Origin of the sequence: Vibrio neptunius, from assembly GCA_019339365.1 — a bacterium.
GTDB lineage: Bacteria > Pseudomonadota > Gammaproteobacteria > Enterobacterales > Vibrionaceae > Vibrio > Vibrio neptunius.
In genome coordinates this window covers 571051-597187 of record CP079860.1, presented here as the reverse complement: position 1 = coordinate 597187, position 26137 = coordinate 571051, and the positions used below count along the sequence as shown (strand labels likewise).

17 protein-coding genes and 1 pseudogene are annotated in these 26137 nt (G+C 44.2%); 11 read left to right on the top strand and 7 right to left on the bottom strand.

The features are described from left to right. The first annotated feature begins 1 nt into the window (after nucleotide 1). Genes KW548_19285 through KW548_19275 form a run of 3 tightly spaced genes read left to right on the top strand, consistent with a single transcriptional unit; the run spans nucleotide 2 to nucleotide 3120 of the window. Nucleotides 2-787 (top strand): MerR family transcriptional regulator, encoded by a 786-nt coding sequence (locus KW548_19285; protein QXX09204.1) that lies wholly within the window; start codon nucleotides 2-4, stop codon nucleotides 785-787. Nucleotides 788-791: 4 nt separating this feature from the next. Then, nucleotides 792-2207, top strand: a complete 1416-nt coding sequence (gene phrB / locus KW548_19280; GenBank protein QXX09203.1) for a deoxyribodipyrimidine photo-lyase — start codon at nucleotides 792-794, stop codon at nucleotides 2205-2207. Nucleotide 2208: 1 nt separating this feature from the next. Next, nucleotides 2209-3120 (top strand): L,D-transpeptidase family protein, encoded by a 912-nt coding sequence (locus KW548_19275; protein QXX09202.1) that lies wholly within the window; start codon nucleotides 2209-2211, stop codon nucleotides 3118-3120. A 256-nt stretch (nucleotides 3121-3376) separates the two neighbouring features. On the opposite strand, the gene KW548_19270 is transcribed toward KW548_19275, so the two are convergent. From KW548_19270 to KW548_19250, 5 genes are all read right to left on the bottom strand, one after another. Beyond that, entirely contained in the window at nucleotides 3377-3637 is a 261-nt protein-coding gene (locus KW548_19270) for a transporter substrate-binding domain-containing protein (protein QXX09201.1), read from the bottom strand. 85 nt (nucleotides 3638-3722) lie between these two features. After that, complete coding sequence (locus KW548_19265; GenBank protein QXX09200.1) at nucleotides 3723-4136, bottom strand: transporter substrate-binding domain-containing protein; 414 nt, start codon at nucleotides 4134-4136, stop codon at nucleotides 3723-3725. 211 nt (nucleotides 4137-4347) lie between these two features. Beyond that, nucleotides 4348-4911 (bottom strand): hypothetical protein, encoded by a 564-nt coding sequence (locus KW548_19260; GenBank protein QXX09199.1) that lies wholly within the window; start codon nucleotides 4909-4911, stop codon nucleotides 4348-4350. A 257-nt stretch (nucleotides 4912-5168) separates the two neighbouring features. Then, nucleotides 5169-5369, bottom strand: coding sequence for a hypothetical protein (locus tag KW548_19255; GenBank protein QXX09198.1), 201 nt, complete (start codon nucleotides 5367-5369; stop codon nucleotides 5169-5171). A gap of 512 nt (nucleotides 5370-5881) precedes the next feature. Further along, on the bottom strand, nucleotides 5882-6130 hold the full coding sequence (locus KW548_19250) for a hypothetical protein (GenBank protein QXX09197.1): 249 nt from the start codon (nucleotides 6128-6130) through the stop codon (nucleotides 5882-5884). A gap of 344 nt (nucleotides 6131-6474) precedes the next feature. Between KW548_19250 and KW548_19245 the strand changes: the two genes are divergently transcribed. Together KW548_19245 and KW548_19240 are read left to right on the top strand one after the other, a co-directional pair. Further along, a complete protein-coding gene (locus KW548_19245) occupies nucleotides 6475-7818 on the top strand; it encodes a DEAD/DEAH box helicase (protein ID QXX09470.1) in 1344 nt (447 codons plus the stop codon). A 292-nt stretch (nucleotides 7819-8110) separates the two neighbouring features. Continuing rightward, nucleotides 8111-10582, top strand: a complete 2472-nt coding sequence (locus tag KW548_19240) for a collagenase (GenBank protein QXX09196.1) — start codon at nucleotides 8111-8113, stop codon at nucleotides 10580-10582. Between the two features lie 63 nt (nucleotides 10583-10645). Here KW548_19240 and KW548_19235 read toward each other — a convergent pair. After that, a pseudogene (locus KW548_19235) lies at nucleotides 10646-10920 on the bottom strand (nitrogen fixation protein NifW). 245 nt (nucleotides 10921-11165) lie between these two features. Here KW548_19235 and KW548_19230 point away from each other — a divergent pair. The 6 genes from KW548_19230 (at nucleotide 11166) to KW548_19205 (ending at nucleotide 24655) form a co-directional block, all read left to right on the top strand. Further along, on the top strand, nucleotides 11166-12491 hold the full coding sequence (locus KW548_19230) for a sphingomyelin phosphodiesterase (protein ID QXX09195.1): 1326 nt from the start codon (nucleotides 11166-11168) through the stop codon (nucleotides 12489-12491). Continuing rightward, nucleotides 12491-13441 (top strand): chromosome segregation ATPase, encoded by a 951-nt coding sequence (locus tag KW548_19225; protein QXX09194.1) that lies wholly within the window; start codon nucleotides 12491-12493, stop codon nucleotides 13439-13441. Before KW548_19230 ends, KW548_19225 begins: the two co-directional genes overlap by 1 nt. Nucleotides 13442-13589: 148 nt before the next feature. After that, complete coding sequence (locus KW548_19220) at nucleotides 13590-16007, top strand: M9 family metallopeptidase (GenBank protein QXX09193.1); 2418 nt, start codon at nucleotides 13590-13592, stop codon at nucleotides 16005-16007. Nucleotides 16008-16259: 252 nt separating this feature from the next. Next, complete coding sequence (locus tag KW548_19215; protein QXX09192.1) at nucleotides 16260-17456, top strand: DUF3103 domain-containing protein; 1197 nt, start codon at nucleotides 16260-16262, stop codon at nucleotides 17454-17456. Between the two features lie 705 nt (nucleotides 17457-18161). Beyond that, entirely contained in the window at nucleotides 18162-23498 is a 5337-nt protein-coding gene (locus tag KW548_19210) for a tandem large repeat (protein QXX09191.1), read from the top strand. Beyond that, complete coding sequence (locus tag KW548_19205) at nucleotides 23495-24655, top strand: hypothetical protein (protein QXX09190.1); 1161 nt, start codon at nucleotides 23495-23497, stop codon at nucleotides 24653-24655. The genes KW548_19210 and KW548_19205 overlap by 4 nt, the downstream gene beginning before the upstream one ends. A 263-nt stretch (nucleotides 24656-24918) precedes the next feature. Here KW548_19205 and KW548_19200 read toward each other — a convergent pair whose 3' ends face one another. After that, nucleotides 24919-25722 carry a transcriptional regulator gene (locus KW548_19200; GenBank protein QXX09189.1) on the bottom strand — a complete coding sequence of 268 codons (804 nt, stop codon included), beginning with the start codon at nucleotides 25720-25722 and terminating at the stop codon, nucleotides 24919-24921. Nucleotides 25723-26137 lie beyond the last annotated feature (415 nt).

Sequence of the window (26137 nt, the reverse complement as noted above, 5' to 3'; positions counted from 1 at the left end):
AATGAAGAAATACGCAATCAGAGAAATATCAGAGATGACGGGGGTAAAACCCGTCACACTCCGTGCTTGGCAACGACGCTATAGCTTGATTGAACCAGAAAGGACAGACAAAGGCCATCGGTTGTACACACAAAAGCACATCGACTTAATCAACGATATTCAAGGTTGGTTAGGTAAAGGAGTGTCGATTGGTAAGGTGAAAGCGCTGTTAGAATCTGGAGAGCAAGCTGACTCCGAAGTCCCTAGTCACATGGCTCAATTGGATGATGTTGAACCTGTTTTAGACGCATTGGCAAGCCTAAATAAAGGGAAAGCTGAAACTCTAATTCATTCAGTACTAAAAGAATACCCGCTGCATGTGGTCGAAACTCAGTTTATTCAACCGGTAGAGAAAGCCTTAGGGCTTGTCAGACAGAATCTACGCTCACTCCAGCTGGGTTTGTTCCAAACGCTGATGCTAACCAAGCTAAACGCCATTATAGAAGCAGAAAATAAAGCCGCTCGCTCTGGTAAAGCTCTCTTCATTTGCGTTCAAGGTAATACGGATATCGCCTCTCGCCTGATGGCCCTCTCATTAGTGGAAAAGGGGTGCAAAGTGACTTTGATCGATGAGGTTGATGACTTGTCTGGCCTGCTCGGTCATCCATGTCTTAAAGAGTTTTCGACGTTAGCGATTTACAGCGCCCGTGCGATTAATGAATCGCAATTGGCGGCTATTCAAAAACTGGAAACCTGTATCTCTGGACAACTGGTATTGCCGGATCTTTTGCAACGTCTCAAGGGGTAACATCATGAATCTTGTATGGCTGAGACGCGATTTAAGAGTTGAAGACAATTCTGCGCTCATTAATGCGATAGAAGTTGGTGAGCCGGTTGTCTGTATTTACGTTGCAACCCCTATGACTTGGCAAGATCACGGTCTAGCGCCTATTCAAGCGGATTTGATTTACCGTCGGTTGCAGGCATTGAAGCGCGACCTAGAGTCTTTGTGCATACCACTACTTTACGCTCAAGTGGACACATTTGCTGAGAGCGCAGAGCGTGTCGCGGAGGTTGCCAGTTTGGTCAATGCGAATCGGGTGTTTGTCAACGCGGAATATGAAGTGAATGAGCAGCGTCGTGATGCTGTTCTTAAATCGTGCCTCCACAATACTGCCATTCACTTTGAGTCTAGTGATGACAAATGTCTTTTTGCACCTGGCAGTGTAGTGAACAAGCAAGGCAGCTATTTCAAGGTGTTTACGCCGTTCAAGAAGGCCTACCTGGCTAAACTCGGTGAGTGCTCGTTTCAAGTTCGGAAGCCACAAGCGGTGTCTTCAGGGGTATTGCCTGAGAACTTGAAGCCTCTAGTATTGACTGATGATGTCAACTTTAGTTACCCGCGAGACTCAAGTGCTCAATTTGCCGCAGATACCCAATCGATAATCCAAAAGCTGAGAGACTTTGATAGCCAAGATGTAGAAACTTATGCCAAAAACCGAGACTTTCCCGCCATTGCTGGAACCAGCCAGCTGTCCCCTTACTTAGCTATCGGTGCACTATCTGTACGTCAATGTATGGCTCGGTTGATGTTTGGTCAGCCTCTGCCGCTCAGCGAAGGGAGAGAAGTATGGCAAAGTGAGTTGATATGGCGTGAATTCTATCAACACCTCATTCATTTCGAAGCTAAGCTGAGTAAAGGAAAGTCTTTTTCTGACTGGGGGGAACGCTTGCTGTGGCATAACGAACAGCTACATATCGAGGCGTGGAAGAAAGGCCAAACCGGCTTTCCTATCGTAGATGCAGCCATGAGGCAACTCAACCAAACGGGGTGGATGCACAATCGGCTAAGAATGATCGTGGCGAGCTTTTTGACCAAAGATCTCCATGTTGATTGGAGAATCGGTGAACGCTATTTTATGAACAAGTTGGTAGATGGGGATTATGCAGCGAACAATGGCGGCTGGCAGTGGTGTGCCTCAACCGGATGTGACGGTCAGCCATACTTCCGCATTTTTAACCCCATTACCCAAGGTGAAAGGTTTGATCCCAATGGAGATTTTGTGCGTCAGTGGATCCCTGAATTGTCTCAAGTGCCGGATAAATTCGTTCACCAACCCTGGAAATGGAGTGGTGTAAGAAGCTTGTCATATCCGCCGCCAATAGTTGATCATAAGGCAGAAAGAGAAGTAACCTTACGGCTCTATAAGGAAGCGAAGGACGCTTAGAATGCTGCGAAAAATATTTTCCCTCTGTTGCTGCTTTAGTACATCCCTATATGCTGCAACTTACCCACTACCTCCAGAGGGAAGCAGCATGGTCGGGCGTACGCAATACCATCAAGTGGAAAGCGGTGAAAGCCTCGCCGATATCGCAAAGCAATACGATGTCGGCTTTCTTACCTTGATGGCGGCAAACAAAGGCGTAGATCCTTTTCTACCTGCAGAAGATTTTGTCCTGACGATTCCGACGCAAATCATTCTTCCTCAAGTGCCACGAGAAGGGATAGTCATCAACCTCGCTGAGCTGCGTCTGTATTATTTCCAGCCAGACAAGAACCTAGTGCATATTTTTCCGGTTGGTATTGGTAGAGTCGGGCGCGATACCCCTGAGATGGTGACTAGCATAAGTCAAAAACGGCCCAATCCGACTTGGACACCTCCCGCGTCGATTCGCAAAGAATACCTTGAAAAAGGCATTGAACTTCCATCGGTGGTTCCAGCGGGGCCGGAAAACCCGCTTGGGGAATATGCGCTGAGACTGGCTTATGGTATTGGTGATTACCTTATCCATGGTACTAACAAAGACTTTGGCATTGGATTGCGCGTCAGCTCCGGTTGTATACGTATGGATCCCAAGGATATTGATTGGTTGTTTCACAAGGTGAAATTGGGTGAAAAAGTCCGAGTGATCAATGAACCCGTTAAAATTGCACTCGAACCCGATCGCAGTGTATTTCTGGAAGCTCATGAACCGTTAACACGAAGCGATGGTAGTAAGAAGGATTTGAATATCCCTAAGGAGCTGCAATGGTGGCTGGAAGAGTTTCACTTGTCCGATGCTAAAGCGAGAGCGGCTATTCTTGCACAGAATGGAGTGCCAGTGGAAGTGGTCTCTCCGAGTTATTCATACGTTGATTGAGCCGCGCTAAACAAAAGAGAAAGGGCCTGAAATTGTAGGCCCTTTCTTATCGAAAATTGACAGAGTTATAGGGTTCACAGCCGTGAACACGCATTGCCCCTCTAGAGTCGGGTGAACAACTGTAACAGCAACGCTAAGAGGTTTGCCACCGAATTGACAAACCCACCGCCAAAAAGCCTTCGAAAAGTGCGATCAGCTAGACTGCTATCGTGGAGAGTTTGGTTATCTTCACTTCACAGTTAATTTAGCAGCATAACTATTCTGACAATCCATACTTAGCAAATATAGCTTTCCATTCAGAAGTCCCTCTTAAGGACTCTAAAGCAGCTAGGAACTTGTCTGCTTGTTCTTTGTTCGATTTGTTAAAGGCTGCGTATCTTTTAACGTCACCAAAAATATCTGGGCCAGAAATAACATTGATATCATCAAGCATCCCACTTTTCTTAGCCTCAGAAGATATAACAGTAATGTCACCAATCAAAATGTTAAACCTTTTATTCACTAACTTTTTAGTCACTGAGAGCCTGTGACCGATTGCTTTTTCTTCGTCAAATATGTTGCTTCCTCAAATTCTTTTGGATAAGCAAACCCATCAATAAACCCTATCGAATATTTTTTAAAATCACTAAGAGTTTGGTACTGAATGTTCTCCCCTTTAAGTTCAAAAAAGACCGTTTTGAACTCGATAGAGGACCTGCCATAAAGTACTTCTGAAACCTTTCTTCTTTTCCTCTCCATGGTATAGAAAACACCACTTCATTCTGATCGGTAAGATATACAACTCGCTTCCAAGGAAAACCAGACAATTCATATTTGATACCTGCGCTATCCATCACAGCTTTGACTATATCAACATGCAGCCCTGTTAGGTTTCCTTGTTCGTCAGTATATGAAAAGGGAGAAAAATCACTATCCACCGCCACTTTCCAAGCGCCTGAACTGGTGACATTAGAAGCTTTCGCCAAAGAGCAAGAAAGTAACATAATGCTCAGTAGTGTTTTCAGAATAATATTCATAACCCCTCCTTGAAATAAATGAAAGTGAGGTGCGCTATTGGCACAATGTTACCGCTGATTAGTTGGATGGGCGGTTTCAATCCATGTTGAGTTAGGAGTGCGTATGCCTAAATCAAATGGAGAGTAAGATAAAGCAACAGCCAATAAATTAGCTGGCGACGACTGGCCGTTGGTTTAGGTTACTACGCCTTAAACATTAGAGGCAAAGTGGTTACTGGCGTATTGAGGATTTATAGGTGACGTGAGAGGCGTAGGTATCAGGGTATGGCATGCTATTAGCCTTACGTTTCTTATCGAGTTCTTTCTTCTTAAACTTAACGTATGTACTTAAATCGAAGAACGAAAATGTTTCGATATGATCGGTTGGAATGATGACTCGAAAATGTTCTTTTGTCAGTGCTTCATGAACCCCTTCTTCGATACCTTCTTCAATATAGTGAGCTTGGTAGTTATTGGTAAGGTCGATAGATAAATCATTTTTATCTCGATGACCACTGAGTAGTGGGATGATGGCAATATGTTCAATCTTGCTATTAATCAGCTCGTCACCTAGGCAAATCCCTATATAGGTTTTGCGTGACTTCAAACTAATCGCGATCGGAAACTGAGTGTACGACGCTTCAACGATAAACTTTTCAAGATGGTTCTCACTGACAATATCTTTGATTTTTTGTGCTTTTCTTTTTGGGAACACTTTGTAAGTAGCGAGAGTAAAAAGTCCTGCAATAAAAGCGAGTATGACAGTCAAAATGGCCCAAGCGCCCTGTTTTAACATGTCCGCATTTATGGCTAGTTGACTAAAATCCTGCCGCTTCCAACCATAAGTTTGCATGAGCTTAGCTATGCAATCGTAGTAATCGATTAAGAAGCATAAAACCATGCTGGAAACGGCAAAGAAGATTCCACGTGCAGCGACAAAGAAGTAGGAATGCCAACCTTCTGTTCTCGTCAGTTTGTAGTGAGAAGAGAGGTGCAGATAAGAAAAAAAGGTAGCCCGAAATTAGGACGACCACGACTAGAGTTATTCCCATGTTATACGGCGTATTTTTCTAGTTCATCAAGCTCTTTGAGTTTATCAATGTGCTTTTGAATCTCTCTTTTTACGTCCTCATTGTCGAGGTTCACTCGTACAACGCCGTTGTGACTGATAGTCACCCGCTCATGGTTTTGTAACATTAGTGTCAGCAAGCGATCGGGTTTCTCATCCTTTTTAGATCTAAAAAATCCAAGCATACGCGTGTCCTTTGCTGTGAGTGTCATTAAGTCGTTTACAAACATGCTACTAAAGACAGGCAAAATGAGCAATGAGCATTGTGTTAACTTTAACCAATATGTCTCAATACCTATCCACTATCCTCATTGACTATTATAGAGCACATCAAAGTCGATGCGAGGCGTGATCAACCTAAGGCTCAGTAATCACGGGCCACGTGGGAAGTTTGAATGAGATGAATGTAATGGTGGTGTATTCCGTTCAAACGGAAGCCCCGAAAGATAACCAATGGCAACATAAGTGCTCGAACTGAGGGAAAGAAGACTATTTTGTCTGCTCGTTTCCTTACCTTTTGTACAAGAGGGAACATTTAATTTTACCTAAATATGTGCCGGTTCAGTCGCCTGACCCCGATTTTTAATCGCCATAAAACAAAAGTGGCGACATCAAATTATGTCGCCACTTCATCGCCAATATCGCCTAGCCACTTTTAAAATCATTGATTTACAAGGGCTAAATTTATTGCTTTATCTTACTTAGTATAAGACTGAGCAATGTTGTCGATACGCTCATTGGCGCGCGCTGCTTCTTCTTGAGCAGACATTGCTGCATCACCTGATTTACGTACGTCAGATTGAAGAGCTTGTACATCTTGGCTTAGCTGGCTAACTTGATTGCTCAGCTCGTCAAGTTTTGCTGAAGATGCTTCGTTTGGACCAGAAGCACAACCAGCGAGAAGAAGTACAGAAGACGCCGCAGCTGCGATCAACATTTTGTTCATAGATGAACTCCTTGCATTGTAAGTATCAAAAAGACGTCCTATACATTTCTGCTCATATAGTGACGGTGAGTAAAGTGTAGACTCAATTTCACCCTTCAAAAAGCAGAAAAAAGTCAAAAAAACCCAAGGATTTAAGCAATGATCAAATTAGTTGATATATGTCTCACTGGTGAGGGATATAAATGTTAGTGTTCTAACTACAATGGATGATGTAAACGAGGTGAAAAAAGATAATTTTCTGTGATCTCTATCCAGTGCTAACCTTTCACGGTATCATGGCGCGTTTTTGAAAATTTTCGCGTTTAAGCCGCCACCGAGATCGAGGCTGAGACGTATATTTGAACTTGGAGAATACTTTGCATTTTAAAGATTTAGGCCTAGATAATCGCTTACTGAAAAACTTGAAGCATTTCGATTTCAAGAAGGCGACAGACATACAGCAACAAGCCATTCCTGTGTCGATTGCTGGTAAAGATCTGTTGGCTTCTTCAAAAACGGGTTCGGGTAAAACACTGGCGTTTGTCTTACCTATGCTGCATAAGTCTTTAAAAAACAAAGCATTTTCAGCAAAAGATCCTCGTGGTGTAATTTTGGCTCCGACCCGTGAACTGGCGAAGCAAGTATACGGTGAGCTGCGTTCTATGCTGGGTGGCTTGTCTTATGACGCGACTTTGATTGTAGGTGGCGAAAACTTTAATGATCAGGTGAAAGCGCTACGTCGCTACCCGAAATTTATTGTCGCTACACCGGGTCGCTTGGCGGATCACCTTGATCACCGCTCGCTTTACCTAGACGGACTAGAGACGCTTATTCTTGATGAAGCGGACCGTATGCTGGATCTGGGTTTTGCACCTGAGCTACGTCGTATTCATAACGCTGCTAAGCACCGCCGTCGTCAAACTCTGATGTTCTCGGCAACCCTTGATCACGCTGAAGTGAATGAGATTGCTTTTGAAATGTTAGATGCTCCAAAACGTATTGCGATTGGGGTTTCTAATGAAGAGCATAAAGACATCACGCAGAAGTTCTATTTGTGTGACCATCTTGATCACAAAGAAGCGATTCTGGATCGCATTCTGGAAGAAGCTGAATACAAGCAGTTGATCATCTTTACTGCGACTCGCGTAGACACGGAGCGCTTAACGGACAAGCTCAACGAGAAGAAGCTGAAAGCCATTGCCCTGAGTGGCAACCTGAACCAGACTCAGCGTAACACCATCATGAGTCAATTTGAGCGTGCAGTGTTCAAAATTCTGGTCACAACAGATGTCGCTTCTCGTGGCTTGGATATTGCCAACGTCACACACGTGGTGAACTTTGATATGCCTAAGCACACAGAAGAGTACGTTCACCGTGTTGGTCGAACTGGCCGTGCTGGTAATAAAGGCGACGCAGTGTCTTTGGTTGGCCCGAAAGACTGGGATAGCTTTAAGCGTGTTGAAGCTTATCTCCAGCAAGACCTTACGTTCTCTGAACTGGAAGGTTTAAAAGGTAAATTCAAAGGAATCAAACCACGTAAGCCGGATTACCGTGGTAAGAAGAAAGTCGTCAAGAACACTAAACCACAAGTGAAGAAAACAGCGAAGAAGCCTACCCAGCGTGATAAAGGTTTTTATCAGAATGTCGCAGTAGGTGATTCTGTCTTTATTCCGAAAAAGAAAGTCGCCCCGAAAGCAGACGACGAGTAATAAGAAAGCCACCCGTAATCGGTGGCTTTTTTGTATAGATTTGCAGAGGCTTCTGCTACTTACAAACGTTATCACCCGCGTAGCATAAAATTGAACCTCTACCAGAAAATATCATTGAGAACGGATTTCTGAAACGAGTAAGATCAGAAACTGAGACCCAATAATCCGTTGTTTATATTTTTCTTACTACAGGCGTTTTTCTCTGTTTAGAGTGAGTAGTGATCGGGTGACCGATTGCATATGGCACTTCGCCGTGAAGTGCTCCTACTTAACGACAGACAGAAGAAAAAAGATGGAACTTAAAAAAATAACAGTGGCAGTGGCTAGTGTATTACTTAGTGCGAATGCCTACGCCATCAGTGCCCCCGTACCACAAGTTGTCGAACTCGATGCAGAACACAATCACGAACATCACCATGGTGTAGAAGATCAACACCTTGAATACTCCCCAACGAAACTCACTCCGAAAAAGCCTCAACCAACAATCAAAGCGTTTAACATGATTGCGGCGGATGAAGCGGCCGTACCATGTGACGTCGAAGCGTTCGCGACATCAAATAGCACTAGCCTGATTAACACCATCACGACTCAAGGTGCTAGCTGTGTTAATGAGCTGTTCTCTGCTGAAAGCCGTATTCAGGAGATAACGTTTGAATCTGGCAACATGTTCAACGTGGCCAAACATACCACTACTTTAGCTAAGAATTATCAGGGTGGAGGAAACGATGAACTTGAAGCATTGTTCCTTTATCTACGTGCAGGGTATTACGCGGAATTTTACAACGACAAGATCAGCTTCGACTCATTGGTACGTCCAGCAGTGAAAGCGGCGGTAGATGCGTTTGTTGCCAACAGTCATTTTTACGACAACAGTGACGCTCACGGTAAAGTGTTAGCGGAAGTGATCATTACGATGGACAGCGCCAGCCTAGAACATCATTACATCGATGTTGTCACGCAATGGCTCAATCGTTGGAACGCCGACTACGCGCAGAGCTGGTACATGCGTAATGCAGTAAACAGTGTCTTCACCGTGTTGTTTGGTGGCAGCTGGAATGATGAGTACAAGGCGAAAATCGGCGAGCAGACTGACCTAGTGAATGCGTTATCGAGTTTTGCGCTAAACCGAAACTCAATTGGACGTGATGATGAGTTTATGACCGCAAATGCCGGCCGTGAACTCGGTCGATTAACGCGTTATCAAAACACGACTATTGAGGCCAATGTCAAAGCTAAGGTGAAGCAGATTTTTAGTCAGTATGAAATGTATGGCTTTGGTGATTCGGTGTGGCTGGGAACGGCGGATACTGCTTCATACTACTCAGATTGCACAGAGCTGGACATATGTAACTTCAAAACAGAATTGAAGTCATTGGTGCTATCACAAAGCTACACCTGTGGCCCGTCGGTTCATATATTGTCCCAGAATATGACTCAGGTTCAACACCAAGCAGCCTGTGAAAAAATGGGTTATGAGGAAGGTTACTTCCATCAGCGTTTAGAAACGGGTAACCAGCCAGTGGCTGATGACTACAATACTCAGTTGCAAGTGAACATCTTCGACAACAGCAATGACTACGGTAAATACGCCGGACCGATCTTTGGTATTGATACCAACAACGGCGGTATGTACCTCGAAGGTGATCCTTCCAAGCAAGGCAACGTGCCTAACTTCATTGCTTATGAAGCCTCCTACGCTAATCCTGATCATTTTGTTTGGAACCTAGAACACGAGTACGTCCACTATTTGGACGGTCGATTTGATATGTATGGTGATTTTGGTCATCCAACTGAAAAGGTTGTGTGGTGGAGTGAGGGTATAGCGGAGTATATCGCCAACGAAGACAACAATCAGAAAGCCATTGATACGATCAAAGACGGCTCAACTTACACGTTGAATGAGATTTTTGAGACAACGTATGACGGTTTTGATGTCGACAGAATCTATCGCTGGGGGTATCTGGCAGTCCGCTTCATGTTTGAGCGCCATATGGATGATGTAAATCAGATGCTGGTGGAAACGCGTAAAGGTAACTGGTCGCAATATAAAACCGTTATCAACGGCTGGTCTACAGCTTACCAAAGTGAGTTTGAACAATGGCAGCAAGAGTTGGTGAATGGTGGTTCGGAACCACAGCCACCAACAGCGATAATATCGGTCAACAGTGAGGGACAAGTAGGTGAATCCATTTCATTCAGTAGTAAAGATAGCTCAGACTCCGACGGTCAAATCTCGAGCTACCTCTGGGAGTTCGGTGACGGCGCGATCAGTTCAGAGGCCAATCCGACGCACCAATACAGTAGTGAGGGGAGTTATTCGGTCCGCTTAACGGTCACAGATAATGATGGTCTAACGGCCAATACCAGCGCATCGATCAATATTCGCAGCCAAGGTGACAACGATTCTTTGCCTAACGATTGTGCAGTTCGCCCGAAAGTCAGTGGTGGGCGATTGACTGCCGGAGAGCCCGTATGTTTGGCGTCTCAGTCACCAATTTGGCTGAGTATCGAAGGGGTTAATGAATATCAGTCGATGTCGATTACATCGGCGCATGGTACGGGTGATCTCAAACTGGAGTACAGTAACTTTGGCTGGCCAAATTATGAAGGTTCCAACCTTCATGGATGGTCTGATAATTCAGGAAACTCGGAATGTATCACTCTTAATGGTCAGGCGAATTACTGGGGGTACTTGAAAGTTTCTGGAGAGTTCAGCAATGCAGCACTGGTGGTTGATTTCAATACATCAGGTTGCCGTCAGTAGGTCGTGACTTCGCACAAAGCTCAGCATTCGCTGAGCTTTTTCGTTGTTAGCTTCACTGAGGTATTAACGTCGCTGATAAGTGGTGCCCCTCGACATGCGGAGCGGGAATAAGGATCCAGACGGCTACGCTGAATCTTGCAGTAGGCACTTTTCAGGCAGCGCCGCGCTGCAAACCAATCTTCAGGTTTTACCATCAGTAAGTAGCCGTTAAACCGCTGCACTAGAGGCGTTCGATACTCGCTTATAAAAGCTGGCTCGTCACCGCTCTCGAAATAATCTAACGCCTCCTCTATAAAGGAAAATTGGGCAATTTTTCGTTGGATTTCAGCGTCACTCATCGTAGAAAACATCTGGAGAATGTGCCGAGATTATCTCATCTCTACTGATAAATTTATTGATCTAAATCGAGTCTAGTAAGGTGTGGGTAAATGTTAAATTTTAAACAACAACCGATCAAAAATTAGACGCCTCGTCACATATTTTTATCAACTTAAGTGATTTTTATCTTGTCACATATCTATAACAAATATGCAACTTGTTTGCTTTAAGTTCTAGCCTTCAAACAAAAACTAAGGAACAAAACATGAATCTTAAGCAGTGGAATCTCTTGTTAGCGTCTCTGATTGCGCTTCCCGTTTTAGCGGACACAGATGTATATTTAACCAATAATTCAGACCAGTCTCTGACTATTCAGGTGAGCCATGATGGCACCGATTTGCTTGAATACGGCGAAGAATGGAAGCAACACACAGAAACGCTTGGGCCCTGGGAGACTAAGCAAGTACTCAGTTTTAATCGTTGGGAAGGGGTCAAATCGGGCAAGACATACCAATTCAATACGGTAGTTTCCAACCCCGTCGGCGAAAGTGTTGTGCTAAACCAAGTGATGGAAGGGCATTGGTACAACTCAACCATTGAATATGGAGTCTCTTCATCTGATGTTGAACTTGCTCTAAAAGATGACCGTAATGTACACCGCTTTAATACGGCCGCATTTGGTGATCGGCAAGCGGAGTTGGCGTTCAAGTCCGCGAATACCGCTCGTTATGATGACCTTTACTACACCATCACACCTGCCAAAGTCGATGAAGCGGTTGAGCCAGATGAAAACACGCTGAAGTTAATGACTTACAACATTTGGGCGTTGCCTGTTATTGCTTCACATATTGGTGACCGCTACGCACTGATCCCTGAATACGTAAAAGGTTACGATGTGTTGGCTTTGCAAGAAGTGTTTGCTAGTGGTCGAGAGGAGTTTCTACGCGAATTGGCAAAAGAGTATCCTTACCAGACCAAGATGTTAGATAAAGATGGCATCAACATTTACGATGGTGGTGTGACTATCGTCAGCCGTTACCCAATCGTCAATCAAGCCCAGTATGTATTCCCTGACTGTACTGGCACAGATTGCTTCGCAGACAAAGGTGTCAACTACGCAGAAGTGATTAAAGGTGGTAAGGCTTATCACGTGTTTGCAACGCATACAGCGTCGTTCGATACAGACACCGCGCGTGATTATCGTCAGCGTCAGTTCAAACAGATCCGTGAACTTGCCACTTCGCTCAATATTCCGACAAGTGAAACAGTGGTTTACAGCGGTGATTTCAATGTGAACAAGCGTAAATTTCCGGGTGATTATCAACAGATGATTGCAAATCTCAGTGCCATTGAACCGCAATACTCAGGGTATACAGAGTCGACTTTCGACCCACGTATTAATGGTTTTGCCGGCAAAGCGATGTCAGGTGGTGAGAATGTTGAATATCTTGATTACGTGATGGTGAGTGATGAGTATGCGGTGAAATCATTCAACGATAACCGTGTTGATGTACCGCGTAGTACCGATGAGCGTCTGTGGAAGCACTACAACTTATCGGATCATTTCCCAGTTTCTGCGGTGATTAAGTAGTGGTCTATCGTTATCTACTGATGATGCTTGCCATTGTTGCAGGCATCTTTCTCTGGCCAGAGGATGACATTGCCAGTGCTGGGGCGGTGATTGAAAGAGAAGATTCTGCTCAATCTATCGCTTCCAACGAGGATCGCTATCGAACGGTGGTAGAAGATAGAGGACACACCGAAAGTCCGATTCAACCCAGTCGAGAGATACTGTCAAGCTCTGTTGCGAAAAGCGCAGGGAAATCGTTGGTTGAGGCGTTGGACTCTTTTTGGCAACAGTGCCAACGGCGTAATGATTGTGAACAGGTACTGAATGAGCTCAAAGCTGAGCTATCGGATGCTAGGTATCATCTCCTTGCTCGTTATCCTCAATTGAAAGCACAGTGGCAAAAGGTAATGGGAGAGTTGGAGCTCAATCAATACCACTCGTTATCTGATCGAATTGCAGAAATAAAGCGGCAGGCATTGTTGATCTGGGGCGAGCTGGCAAACGTTATGTTTGCTGAAGAATATGCGCTCTATGACTTTAGTTTGGCGTCCCAGAGTTTAGCGACTGATAGCGCTGTGAGTTACGTTGAAAGCTACGAAGCATTACTAAATCAATGGCAACACAATGAAGAGTCGCTGTCTTTAGATAGCGGTGCAGCACGTTATGAAAAAGGCATGAGTCTAATACCAAGCACGTTTACGCAGCAGCAAAAGGATCAAGCACAAGCACAACTGTCTGCCAAGTACCTTAATGCGGAACAGTCAGCATCCATTACTCAACGAGAGCAACAAGTTGCCAGTCAGAAGGTACAAGTTGAAAGCTATCAAAGCCAGTTGTCTGATCTCAAACAATCACTTGACCAACAACGTTCAACATCGGGGTCGACAATGTCTGATCTTGAGTGGCAGCAGTACGTTGACCAGCAGATTAGCGAGTTTCGTACACACTTTTTACATATAAATAGTTGTTAAATAAGTGTTTTATTTAATCGTTTGCGAAAATTTAATCGAAGGCATTATCGGAACCAGTCTCTAAATTGTTCATAAATTGGTCTTATACGATTGATAAATAGTTGATATAACGCAGCCCCAAATAATTACCATAAGTAAGGTGTTGCGTATGAAGCACAATCAACGTTTGTTTATCCCCCAGAAAATTGCTAGCGCTCTGCTATTGGCAGGACTCAGTTTCAATGCCCTTGCCGCCCCAGAGTGTGAGTACGAGTTACTTTCGCGCTCCTCTGATTGGGTGGAACAAGTCAAAGTCGCCGATTCGTCTTGTTATTCTTCCTGGTTCAATGCACCTGAAGACGCAGCAATGGGTATTTACAGCGAGACTTCAATAAAGCAAGTACAGCGCGCCTTGCTAGACGAAGTCACACAGTATGATGGGGATGAGCAGCAGGCAAAGCGAATTGCCAACCTTAGTGAGTTGATCAAAGCGGCGTATTTTGCGCGTTACTCAACTCAATCAAACTATGGGTACTATTCTGAACAGTTGAGTCGTGAGCTTGCCCAAATCTCAGCCCGATTCTTAAGCAGCCAATATGCTCAATCGACTGGACGCGAACAGGTACGTGCAATGTCTGCAATGAGCATCATGGTCGACAGCGTGAAACAATTACCTAGCGCAATGCCAGCCATGCTTGACTTGCTTGAAAGCTTCAATCGCCAAAATAGCCAACAACTGCAGTATGTGGATGGATTGAACAACCTGTTCAGAGCGATGAATGGTCACGTAGCGCGAGACTATTTCTATGCGGATGTTGCTGCTCACCAAGAGTATCTTGTGAGGCTAGAAACGTTTGTTGATCAGAATCGCTGGGCACTGGGTACCGACGCAGAATTTCTTATCTACAACGCTGTACGTGAATCTGGTCGGCTATTGGCGAGTAGAGATGAGAAGCTACGTAGCCAGGTGATGGCGTTTATGAAACGGACTTTAGCACGTAATGCAATTGGCACTGAAGGTGAACGATTATGGATCGCTGCTGCAGAGATGATCATGTTTTATGCGCCAGAAGAAGGCAAAAAGTTAAAGCTTGAACAAAGTAAGTCGAAGCTTGAGCTTAGCGTTCTTCCGTACCGCTATCAATGTCAGGGGGCCGCGATTATTCGTTCGCAAAACTTATCCGAGCAACAGTCTGAAAAGGCGTGTGAAGTTCTGTCAGCGGTTGAAGCAGATTTTCATCAGGTCGTGAACTCTGGTTGGGCTCCAGTCAATGACGATCACAATGATAATGTCGAAGTGGTGGTCTGGAAGGACAACGATGCTTATGTCGCTTACTCTCATTTCCTGTTCGGCAATAGCACGGACAATGGAGGTCAGTATCTAGAGGGCGATCCGTCCAAACCGGAAAATGTGGCGCGCTTTTTAGCCTATCGCTACGATGCCGGTGATGAACTGGCCATCTTAAATCTTGAGCACGAGTACATTCACTATTTAGATGGTCGTTTCAATCTCTATGGTGATTTTAGTGATACCTTAAGCAGCGGTCATATGGTCTGGTGGCTGGAAGGATTCGCAGAGTATATGCATTACCGTCAAGATTACCAAGCGGCGGTGGATTTGATTGAACATCAGCCGATGTCTTTGAGTGAAGTGATTGAAACTACCTACGAAGACGACACTAACCGCATCTACCGCTGGGGTTATCTAGGGGTTAGATTTATGTTGGAAGAACACCCTCAGCACATGGCTCGCTTACTAGAATTTGCAAGAAAAGGAGATTATGCGACTTGGAGTGAACAAGCGAAGCGCTTGGGTGTTGAGTTCAATAGCGAGTTTGCATTGTGGTTAGAAACAGTCTCATCTACTGATTCTGGTTCGCACAACGGTGACGGAGAGTCGGACCCATCGCCACAAGACTCAGCAAAAATAGTGAGTTTTGCCGCCAACCACGCCCAAGACTATAGCGCTAACGCCTACGAGGAGCATCTGTTTTACATCGATATCCCCTCTGAAGTGACAGAATTCTCTGTTTCGATTGAAGGTGATGGTGATGCTGACTTGTATGCCAGCTACCAAAGTGTTGCACACTACTATGAGTATCAGATTTCCGACTTTCAACGCGGAAGTAACGAGGCAATCAAGATTCAACCCCAAGAAAATGGCTACATTGCACCGGGGCGCTACTATTTCAGCTTAACAGCCCGCGAATCATTTGAATCCGTAAGGGTAACAAGTAAAACGGTCACTCGCTCCCCGAACATTGAGCAAGATGACTTGACGCCAAAACTGATGTCAGCGAACGAACCTATGCAGTTAAAGGTAAAGCAAACACGTTATGTGGGCATGTATGTTGAGAGACCTGCAACAGTTCGGCTTTGGATAACTGCAGCAGACGAAATTCCAAGTAACGTAGATGTGTTTGTCGGTCAACATTCTTGGGCAACAAGAGAGAGCTTTGATGTGTCTGGGCAGAAGAGTGATAGCAATGAGTTTGTCCAGTTTGAGGTAGAGGAGGCTGGTTACGTCCACTTTACGTTGAGTGCTGAACAGCAAGGTGGAGAAGTCGAACTTTACGCCACCTATTAGAACCTAAAAGAGCACCTAAGGTGCTCTTTTAGCTAATAATATTATAAATTAACTAATGACTGGATTATTAATTTGGATATTCCAATGCATATAAGATTAAATATCATACAATTTGGTCAAAAAGTGATCTTGAGCTGAAAAATCAAACAAAAAGCAATCGTTTTACTTCCACTTATTGATATTGATGATAGGTTTTTACGTGTAGGGCTAAAGCTCTACATCAGGATAAAAATTAAAATAAGGATCATTTTTATGAGACCAAACCTATCTATTAGCATTATGCTTGCAACGGCAGTGGTTGGCTTCCAGTCGAATGCGCAGAATGTTGTAGACACAACAGATGCTCAATCCAAGGCTGAGGCGATTGCACAACAGAAACAATCTATCGCTTTACAGATCAGTGCTCGCTATGCTGATCTTGAATCCTCTATCAAGTCACAGATTAGCGAAGAACACCTATCCGCACCTCTGGACACACTTCAGTCTGCTCAGCCATATTCAGCGTTTAGTCAGAAAATGCAAAAAGCCGACCGTAGTTACCGAGCAATGAAAGGGATCAGTGAGTACAGCGATTCCATCATGGAGCTACGTATCGCAGACGCTTCAATGGTTAAAAACTGGAAAGAGGGTGAAAGCCCGCTGTTTGCTTTTGAACCCTCAGGTGACGACTCTAACTGGCAGTACATTGAAGCGTATGATGTTTATGGTCAGGTACATCAACTGGACGTTTATGACATGCCAGACGTACCGGTCTTAGTCGTTGACAGCAATGGTGCAGAAGAACTGCGTGCTGGTTTGATGGCCATGCAGGCAGAAATGAAACGCTTAGGTCAGGATACTGAGCTAACAACCAATGAATCTGCACCAAAACCCGTAGCCAAGATGAGTAAAATGAGCCGTTCGGTCACGGCTGCTGACGTTGAGCCTCTAAATACCACTCAGCTAACCAAAATTCGCTTGAATGATGATCAAGAACCCTGGATATCAGGAAAAGCTGAGGTTTACGCCATTATTACAGGTGTTGATCCAAGCCGAGTTGAACCGGAGATTGATTTAGTCGAAATGCCTTACCTTGACTACGATGGTCGAGATTACTACCCAGGGCAAACTATGATACTTTGGCCACGTTACCGTTGGGGCGCTGTCGACATGATTCTGATGGAGCAAGACGATGGTACTGACTATAAAGAGCTTGCCAAGCTATTGGTTAAAGCGGCTGAAGATATTCTGAAAATGATTCCCGATCCGGAAGTACAAGGCTATGCTATCATTGCCCAAATTACTGGTAAAATCATTGATGTGATTCCAGATGGCTTACTGACCAACGACGATGACTACGTTGATACGTATTACACCTTGATGCAAAACACTACCTATGTTGACCGTCCAGGGGCAGGCGGCAATGCAGTTGCAACCTTTAAGCCAGTCACCATTGCACCGACTGAGTAATTACTGACAACCTACCTCTATTCAAGGGCGCATATTCTAAACGATATGCGCTCTTTCTATTAATGACTTGCAGAGCGGTCATGAACGTAAACTTCGCCGCTATAAGAACTCTATATTTGTGAGCAAAAGTGTGGAGCTGGAAAAGACTAGAAATAGTGGTGAAATTAAGTTTTAGCAGAGTGCCTTTATCAAAATAGACTGTGCTTTCATGTGTTTTAGGGATAGCATACAAATTAATTTTTATTTCTTGTTTTATATTATCCTATAGAATAGTATTCTTTATTTGAATGTAATAACCAATATTTATTAATTTGTTCTGTGATTGTTTTTTGTTTGTGTTATATTATTCTTGTATACTTTGTTGTTATCTCTATCTATTTTTTGAAAAAAATCATAGTTATCTTTTTTTATAAATCTTTAATAACCATCATTTCTACTATACTAATAGTTAAATTTACTGACATATAAATCTTTTTGTTGCTATTTTAATATATTTCGTCGCTCTTAACCCTATTATATCTAGTCATTTTGCCACGTTGTTATTATTCAAGCTGAAAATATACTTTAGCTACTTTTGGGTAACATCACATCGGCATCATGTTGAGATATAAATATATCATTAAGCTTTTTCTGACGATCTTCACTATTTTATTGCTTAGCTCTTGCGGTGGTGGGGGCGGTGGTGATTCATCACCAAGATCTCGAGTGCATGCAACGATTTCTGGAATTGTTTTTGATGCTCCTGTTTCTCAAGCTTTGGTGACCGTATATGAATATCAAAGTGGAAAAGTAGGACGCAAGCTTGGTACATCGACAACCAACTCAACCGGAGCCTATTCAATTGAAGTTGATGCTTCGTCCATGCCTCTTTACATTGTCGCGGAAGGCGGAGGCTACTTAGATCCATTAACAAATAAAGTCATTCGCGTCAGTGAAAATAAGTCGATAAAGATGACTAGCGTTATTAACTATGCTGAGGGCAGTGATCAAGCCGTTATGATAACACCTTTAACATATTTAGTTTCTGGTCTTGCTGAATTCAATATAAGTAGAGGTAAAAAGGCCGCTACCGCGATCGATGAGGCACTCGAGACAATTAATAACATGTATGGGTTTAACGTTAACTCGGTCAAACCAATAGATATTGCAACAGGTGGCCATAATACCACGGCGACAGATGGCCACAAATATGGGGCGTTGTTAACGGCCTACTCGTCATACTCATTCGATTATATTAATGAAGATGGCACCGGATCCAGTGTATATACATCGATGAATTTAGCAGATTTAGGATATAGAGACATTGCTGCTGATGGGATGCTCAATGGTTATGAACTTGACGATCAAGGAGCCTTTCCTCAGAAATTAAACTTTGGTGCACATGAACTAAGTTCGGATTTTTATACTAACAGTATGGCTGAACATGTGTTGATTGTTGTTAGTGACCCAGCTCTGAATATCTCCAAGACACCTGTTTCCGATTATATGAATATGGCTGAACATCTTAACTCATTGGGCACTCATGATAGTGATGAGGGCGCTATTCCATCACGAGAATCCATTGACATTGACAAAGATGCTCCGACAGCAGAAAGAGCGGGAGATAGTGTTCTTACGGGCACAGAGTCGATTGAAGTTGTACTTAAAGATAAGGTCGGAGTCCAGTCTGCAACATCCCAATTAAAGTATCACTTAGAGAGTGGCGAGTGGCTGGAGGCGTCTTGTGATGCTTCATACTCAAGGGAGGCTGAGCTGTGTTGGACCGATAAGAGTGACTTTGTAGAGGGGCCAAGGGAAACTCGACTCAAAGTTTACGTCAATACGGAAGTATTAGATTCTCTGGGTGTTGAAAGTCGTGTTACAGAAGCCCACCTCCTAGTAAAGACGGTTGATGTGCTTGAAAACCAAAACGATGCCGGCGTTGAAGTCCCATTCGAGTGGGATAATGTTGAGCCAGTGATTGAGGTGACTTCTTCAGAAACAATTAATGCTTCAGCGACAACATATATTCTAACGGGGATAGTTAAAGAGCACCCTGATTCCCTTAAACAAAAATCGGCCTTTGTCTCTCTCTCTGGCGGTGAGGCGATTCCAAATACGTGTGAGCCGATAAATAGTGGGGATAATGTCTGGTGTAAATTCACGACAAATGCTTACGATACTCGGTCGTTTGGTGACAGTGCAAATTTCACAATTACAGCAGAAGATATCCATGGTAATCAAGGTAAGTCAGTATTCACTCTATACAAAGATAGCGTCCCTCCAATACTTACATTGAGTTTTCCGAATGAGGAGTTCAACTACGAAAACCAAAATGGAGACAACCTTGTTGACAAGTATACAGATACGACATTCACGGAGTCATCAGTAGATACCGCGACTAAGTATCTCAAAATAGACTACAAATTTGCAGCGGATGGTTTAGACGCCACTGTTCCTGGGCTTGATTTTACTCAATTCAGCGAACAAACGTTACTCGATCATTCTGTGCCCTATGTGACTGCAACGATAATGGATTCATCCGAAGGTGGTTCCTATAGCTCTTCAGCAGACGATTTAACGTTCAAAGTGACGTATTACCGTAAGAAAAGTGATAGCGGCCCTTACTTGCAATATGGCCAGACGACGCAAATTGCAAGTGATGCAGTCAGTGAAGAAAACAAAGGTATACCCTTCGAAGAGTTGAATTTTGGAACCGATGAAAAAGTGATTGAAATGAAATACTACATTCCTTTCGTGAAGGAAGTGCTAGATACTTCATTTGTTAATGCCACTTCTTCTGATTCACAAAAATTGGTTCTCTCAGCGATCGATCCTTCCGGTAATGAAAGTATTTCTCACGAAGTATATTTCAAAACCACGTTTGATAAACCAGAAGTAACCATTGTTTCGCCCTTCATTGATGCACCTGTGAGACTTCTAGGCCTAAATGAAAGCAAGGGTGACTTTAATACCTTGGGCACCTGCCGCACTCAGGCTGTCAATGGGGCGAATGATGAAGCCAGTTGCACCATAGCTTACGAATCAAAAAATTATCATTTCTTTAAGGTTTCACTTGGAAGTGATGACCCTACACACTACTTCCAGTGGAGTTTAAATACACAAACTGAACTTAATATTCTACCTACGGCAAATATAGGCGCCTACTTTTCTGGTGCAGATAAGACAACGCTCTACATTACAGAATTCTCTAGCTATCACACAGGTTTGTTTGATAGTCAGTGGGACAACCTAACGTCTGGTGAGAAAACGGTAGAAAATGCGGAGAGAATCTTAGCTGAAGTGAAGGACGCACTCGCAACACAAGACCGCTCAATGCTTGGCTTCGATCCTATTTCAACTAAGTACGCGACTAACAAGATGCTGGAAAGCTCTGTCCCTGATCCTTTAACCGACCCATTTATCTACCGTTTCTTACTCGAAAGCTTAACTCAAATGGCAGAAGACAACTCGGCAGCGAATTCGAGTACCGTGGAGTACGCGTCAGCCTTCTATCAAGACTTAGCACATGATGGTTTGGCAAATGGTATCGGCGAAAGCGGTCAAATTACTATTGGTCATTACTCTCTCTCTTCCGCTTCATACCGTGAAGAACTCGCTCAAGGCTACTATGATGTGGCACATGACCTACATGGTGTGGAATCTAAAGAGGCCCTTGATCAAGCGGACCATTTCGCAACCGCAAACCCTACCTTTGGTGGTGGGAATATCTTTAGTGATCAAGGTGGCAGCATTGACCAGCAGGCTCCCACGGTTAGTGTCGTCCCTAATCATGAACAGGCCCATGGATCATTCACTCAAGTCGGCAATGATACTGATTACAATATTGCTGGCAATGTCCAATCAGAAGTCACTATTGAAGATATCGCAACGGTTAATGAGGAGAAAACGGTACTGTCTGCCTATTGGGTGGATGGCTCAAAAAAAAAGACGTTGGCGGAGATAGAGTTTGTTCTTAATCGCGATAAATCAACAGAGTATAAAAAAGTCTATGCCTTCACGATTGACTCTCTAGATCCAGAGTTCGTAGACGCCGAACACTTTGAAATCATCGCTAAGGTGGAAGATGGTATAGGAAATAGTCAAGGCCCTTATGTTGCGTCGACTTATTATGTGGATAACGAACCACCTATTGGCAGCCTTACTACCTTAACGCCTGAGCACCCGACTGAGGCAGACAGTGTCACGGTGACCTTGCAATTCGACAAACCAGTCACATCGGTCGCCGCAACATTTAGTGGTATAGATATTGATTTTGGAGAGTCTCAAGAATACAAGCAATCTTGGACGGGGACGACGTCGGATGTGGTTTCACTCAATCCTGATGAGAATTCGAAACCTTTAGTGGTGAGTCGTTACCATGATGAGCTCAATAATGCTGGTGAGGCATTTTCTGAAGATATCATTATTACACCGACGATCACTATCGATAACGTGACGGATGATAATGTCGTTGACAGCACAGTAGATGACGTTAAAAACATTAGTTTTAGTGGTTCAACGAAAGGCTTTTTAAGGGACAGTCAGTTGTCTGTAAACGTGGTTTCAGAAAAGCGTCCCAACATTGATAAGTTTGAATTAACAGGGATCACAGTAAATCAAGATGGTACTTGGGCTACTTCAAATCAAGATATGTCAACTTGGGAAGAGTCGAGTTTTACTATTGAGGTCGTTGGTAGAAATAGCGAAGAATCTCAGTACGTGGCTCAAGAAAAGGATTCAAGCTACGTGGATAGTATTGCTCCTCAAGTCCTCCAATCTCAAATATCAATGTCTGGCTCTGCGACAAGGTTACTGACCACTGCTTCAGAAGAAATGCTGGTTGATGGCGAAATCGCGACCGTGACACTGGCTTTTAGCGAGCGGGTGAGACAACCAGAGGTTGTCCTAAATGGACAAGCCATTACCTTTAACCAGCCTGATGAAGGTGTGTCTAAAATCTGGGTCGGGACGAGTCCAGCACTTATCCTTCCAAGTAGTGCCTCTACATCAAAGCTAGTCGTTTCAAATTACCAAGATACGGCGAGTACACCGAATTTAGGTGCTCGCTATGAGAAGACGCATGACGTAAAGCCCATTATTCTAATGCCGGAAATTCTGGATTTATCGACGAGCGAGGCGAGGGCCTTTGTGGTATCAGGAACGGCACGAGGATTTGAAAATGGTGCTCAATTGAGCGTGTCGGTTTCCAATAATAGCCCTCTCGGTGAAACATTCAGTGGGACTGTGACAGTGAGCGGGGGAGCATGGAAAACTGCGCCCGAGGATATCTCATCATGGGAAAGCGGAACCTTAACGATCACGGTCAATGGTTCAAATAGCGGTGGGCATGCGGCGACTTTAGTGTCTCAGGACGTGGCTCTAGAGGATGATATCGCGCCAGACGTGAGCCGTATTGCTGTTAACTCAGGTGTGCCTATCGAAGACAAACGTGTCGTGTCCGTTAACCTGACATTTAGCGAGCGCGTGAAGAATGTCGTCGCGAATGTGGACGGTGTCGATGTGAATTTTACCTCTCAAGGAAATGAGAGCACTATTTGGGAAGGTGTCACGTCAGATGTGGTGATTGTGAACGCCAATGAGATGTTCAAAACCGTGACTGTAACGCAGTATCAGGATGTGCAAGGCAATCACGGTACATCGAGTTCCAGTGAAGTACCTGTGAAACCAGTGATTGAGATGACACCGCGAGGTGGGCCGATTGACGAAGGGGAATCAAGTCAGGTAGTGATTTCCGGATCTGCACGAGGGTTTAAAGCTGGCGATCAAGTATCGGTTGTGGCAAGTCTCGATTCAGACCCAAGCACATATCATTTTAGTGAAACCGTTGACGTTGCAGAAAATGGTGGATGGAGTACTTCGGAGCAAAATATCCGCAACTGGCCAAGTGGTGATATTAACCTGACGGTAACAGGACATAACCAGAATGGTGAGGTAGCGGAGACTGCGCCCTATACCATTAACTATGCGGATGTGACGCCACCAGGGATAGTGGGGAAATTGCCTTTGACCCTGAGGCCCCTGTGGACGGCCAGAGTGTGACAATTACAGTGAATTTTACTGAGCTCGTGACAGGTGTGACAGCGAATGTAGGTGGCGTGGCTGTGGCTTTTTCTGGTCACACCCCCGCCAAGCAATGGGTGGGCAGTACAGAGGCACCTATCACCCTGTCGTCAAATGAAGATACGATTGTAGCGAGAGTGAACGCAGGCTACGAGGACTTGTCAGGGAATACTGCTGTCGACTTCAAAGAGACTGCAACCGGAGTGAAACCAGTACTGTATCTTGAGCCAGTAGAAGGTAACAATGAAATTAATTCTCAAGAAGCGGAGCATGTTGTGATTCATGGCACTGGAGTTGGCTTCTCAGGGGATACGGAAATGATCACTGTTACAGTAACCTCACAAGAAAATACGGCTTTTCATTGGCAGCAGACAGTGCCCATTTCTGAGGCAGGAAGTTGGACAACAGAACCACACGGTCAGAATATGTCTGATTGGCCATTAGGCTTAGTAAGTGTTGAAGTGACGGGTACGAACCAACAAGGTGGTGCTGCGGATCCTGTTAGAGAAGATAGCGTGTATATTGTTGCTAGCGTAACGGGAGTGGAATCTCTCTCGCCATCTGAGCCTGAGCATAGCAATGCAGTGAGTGTCACCGTTAACTTCGATAATCCTGTAAAAGGGCTGTCGGGAAGCTTTGCTGGTGTACCTATGACGTTTACTAAAGTGACCTTGGACAGTGAACTGTCGGAACAATGGACAGGACAAACAAATCGCGAGATTGCTTTGACTGCGGGTAGAGCGACCGAAGCTTTGGTCTTAAACAACTTTGAGAATGCTTCAGGCAATAGCGCAGGGCAAGTGTATGAAGAAGCGTTTTTTGTTAAGCCATTGATCGAAATCGACTCAGTAAACGGCGAGAATGTTATCGATTCCGGTGAAGTGAACGAATTTTACATTACTGGGCAGTCTAAAGGGATGGAAAACAATGGCACGCTAAGAGTGAAAGTGAAACGGAGTTTTTTTAGTAGTACAAAGCATGATGAAGTGGTGACAGTAGAATCGGATGGAACTTGGTCTACTGGAAAGATTAATGCGACAAGTTGGTGGGCTGGAGACTATGTGGTTCAGGTAACAGGAGTGAATAGTGGAAATGTGAGTGCGGACGAAGCGACTCAAACCTTTACTGTTCAGTAATGAGTCTCCTCGCCTCAGGTGAAAAGAGTAAATACTCAGTTTATTTACTCTTTTCCGTCAACTTTTCTGACAAAAAGTTGGTCTCCCGATTCTGTTGTCATTGAAATGTTATTTTCATTCACTGCGTTCAGTTTCCACTTTTCGGTCACTGTCGGGGAAAGTGTATTAGTGAAAATTTCCTGAAACTCTTCGGGTGTATTGTCTGAAAAAGTGGTCTCTAGATTATTAACCACCTCGAGCAATGAAGCGTTACGCTTTATCCACTAGAAAGTGGGTGATAGTGATTGTTCATGTTTTCTGATCCTAGCGGCTACGGAATTTTTAGACACTTGTTTAAGCAGCTCTCCATTTATTTCTGGCAATCCGTCAGAGAAATAGATCTGTTGACCAGGTGTCATTCGAAATAGGACATTGGTGAACTCGCCTTCTTCGTTGGCGCAATTTGCCGCGTGCATCTCACTGACTTTGCGGTCCAGCTCCTGTTCCAGTTTGAGACTTTGTTCTTGCGTCAAACGCACTCGTGCCTGACAAACCTGAGAAATTGTGGAGTCTTCCATTGAGATCGTTTCGAAGCGTCGCTTAAATAAGGTATCGAGCGCAGTGCCTTCTTCCATGATAAAACGGCGACCAGAGCGATACACGATCTTGTCGCCATTTGCCTCCATATATCCAAGGATTTCAGCAATGCTTAGATAGAATCTCAGGCTGGTATCTGAGAGTTGATACTGCTCGGCAATTTGCTGCGGTGTTTGATTGCGTGAGGTGATGAGGTAGATAAAGTCGAGAAGGTAAGGGTGTTCAACAAAGAGGGCATTTTGTTCATCAGAGAGAAACTGCTCGTTGTCTCGTTGGAGTTGAACCGCCAATTGCGTCAGTTCCATCAGATCACTATTAAGGTGGTTGGTGTACATCAGGATCTTGTCCAAACCCAGAGCAGGATTGTGCAAATGCCGCTTTATGGTTGAGAGGGGCACGCCGGTTTTGTCAGACAATTCGCCATAACACAGCCCCTCATTTTTGATTTTCTGGCGGATGGCAGCCAGCAGAAATTCTGGTCCTATATGCATGGGTTGCGGCCCTGGTTATTTTGGCGCTCTGTAGGCAAATTACGAATATCAGCATTAGGTACGAATCGGTGTTTGTTCTGCATGCAGGTTACCCTTTCAGTATCACACTTTTGTTTTATATTCAGCTGAGCGACACGTTGTTTGTCGACCAGATGTAAATAGAAGTTGCATACGAATATGGTGGTCAAAATTTGTATTCAAATTGTAGTCCATATCCATGACTTCCTGCATTTCAACGTGCGACATGCTCATTGCATCCCGTCGGGCAAGAATCGTGTAACGGCCGTCTTTCCTTGGGGTAATCAGAGAGAGGATTGAATTACTGCATCAACACTCTTTGAGTAGTTTAGGTAGGTTATTTGATGGCTTGAAATTATTAGTATTTAGAATGGTTTTTTTATGTTGATTTGTGATT